The sequence below is a fragment of the Streptomyces sp. S6 genome, assembly GCF_054880855.1.
Genome location: NZ_JBTYMC010000601.1, coordinates 1 through 1,737, shown reverse-complemented (window position 1 = coordinate 1,737; position 1,737 = coordinate 1). Strand labels below are relative to the sequence as shown.

The window sequence follows — 1,737 nt, the reverse complement described above, 5'->3', positions numbered from 1 at the left end:
TAGAAGATCACTGAAAATCTTCGGTTCTGGCCCCGCGGGTGCTGACGCGGGGCCAGACTGTTGTGTGTGCAGGGGGAATGGGCCGGGGAGACGGTCGGGCCGGATGTGTGGGAGACCTGCCGGGAGCTGATCCCGGCGGGGAGTGTGTTCGCGTTCTTGGCCGAGCACCGCGAGCGGCTGCTGCCGCCGGAGATTTTCGCGGACATGTACCCCTCGGCCAACGGTCGGCCGTCGCTGCCGCCGCAGGTGCTGGCGGCGACGGTGGTGCTGCAGAGCCTGTTCGGGACCTCGGACGTGGAGACCGTGCTGGAGCTGCGGTGTGATCTGCGGTGGAAGGCGGCGTGCGGGCTGGGCCTGTACGACACGGCGTTCGACCCCTCGCTGCTGACCTACTTCCGGCGCCGCCTGCAGCGGTCCTCGGATCCAGGGAGGATCTTCACCCGGGTCAAGGAGGTCGTGGCGGCCACTGGCATTCTGCGGGGGAAGCGGCGCCGCGCGCTGGACTCCACGGTATTCGACGACGCGGTGGCCACCCAGGACACGGTCACCCAGCTGATCTCGGCCATCCGCCGGGTGATCCGCGAGGTGCCCGGCGCCGGCCAGGTCGCCGCCACGTACTCAGCCGCGCACGACTACGCCGATGCGGGCAAGCCGAGGATCGCCTGGGACGATGAGCAGGCCCGCGCCGAGCTGGTCGACGCCCTGGTGAGCGACGCGCTCAACCTGCTGGGCCGTCTGCCCGGGCAGGAGCTGGGCGAGCGGGCGGCGAACGCGGTCGGCCTGCTGGCACTGGTCGCCGGCCAGGACGTCGAGCCCGCCGAGGACTCCGACGGCCGCGACGGCCGCTGGCGCATCACCCGCGGCACCGCCCCTGACCGGGTGGTCTCCACCGTGGACCCCGAGGCCAGACACATCCACAAGAACCGCACCCGCCACCAGGAGGGCTTCAAGGGCCACGCTGCCGTGGAGCCGGAGACCGGCCTGTTCACCGGGGTCGCCCTGACCCCCGGCAGCGGGCTCGCCAACCACGAGGCGAAAGTCGCCGAGGACCTCCTGGCAGACGAGACCGAACCGGTCGAGGTGCTCGGCGATTCCGCCTACGGCACCGCCGGCCTGCGCGAACACCTGGAACAGGCCGGCCACGACGCGGTCCTCAAACCGCCGCCGCTTCGGATGGCGGTCCCCGGCGGCTTCACCAGCGCCGACTTCCACATCGACACCGAGACCAGCCAGGTCACCTGCCCGGCAGAGCACACCCTCCCGCTCGGCAAGCCCCTGAAGGGAGGGTTCCGTCAGGCCCAGTTCAAGACGCTGTGCACCGGATGCCCACTGCGCGAACGCTGCACCACCTCCAAGACCGGCCGCGTCCTGCGGGTCCATCCCCAGCACCGGCGCCTGGCCGACGCCCGCGCCCAGGCCGCCGACCCCGTCTGGAAGGACACCTACCGCCGCTGGCGGCCACCTGTCGAACGCGGCATCGCCTGGCTGACCGCCAAAGGCAACCGCAGACTCCGCTACCTCGGCACCCTCAAAAACGACACCTGGCTCCGCAACCGAGCCGCCGCCCTCAACCTGCGCCGACTCATCAACCTCGGCCTCGAACCCTCCAACGACGGCACGTGGGCCCTGACCCCGGCCACACCATGAAGCACGGAGGGCGCCCCCGCCACCGGCGGGAACCACCCCCACAGCAAGATTTTCAGTGATCTTCTAGTGTCCTGAGTTCGTGATGCGTCG

Annotated in this window: 1 protein-coding gene; it reads left to right on the top strand. The window is 70.6% G+C overall.

Going from position 1 to position 1,737, the window contains the following annotated elements; all coding sequences use genetic code 11:
• The first annotated feature begins 66 nt into the window (after positions 1 to 66).
• Positions 67 to 1,647 carry an IS1182 family transposase gene (locus tag ACVNF4_RS35675; RefSeq protein WP_461806987.1) on the top strand — a complete coding sequence of 527 codons (1,581 nt, stop codon included), beginning with the start codon at positions 67 to 69 and terminating at the stop codon, positions 1,645 to 1,647.
• Positions 1,648 to 1,737: the final 90 nt, after the last annotated feature.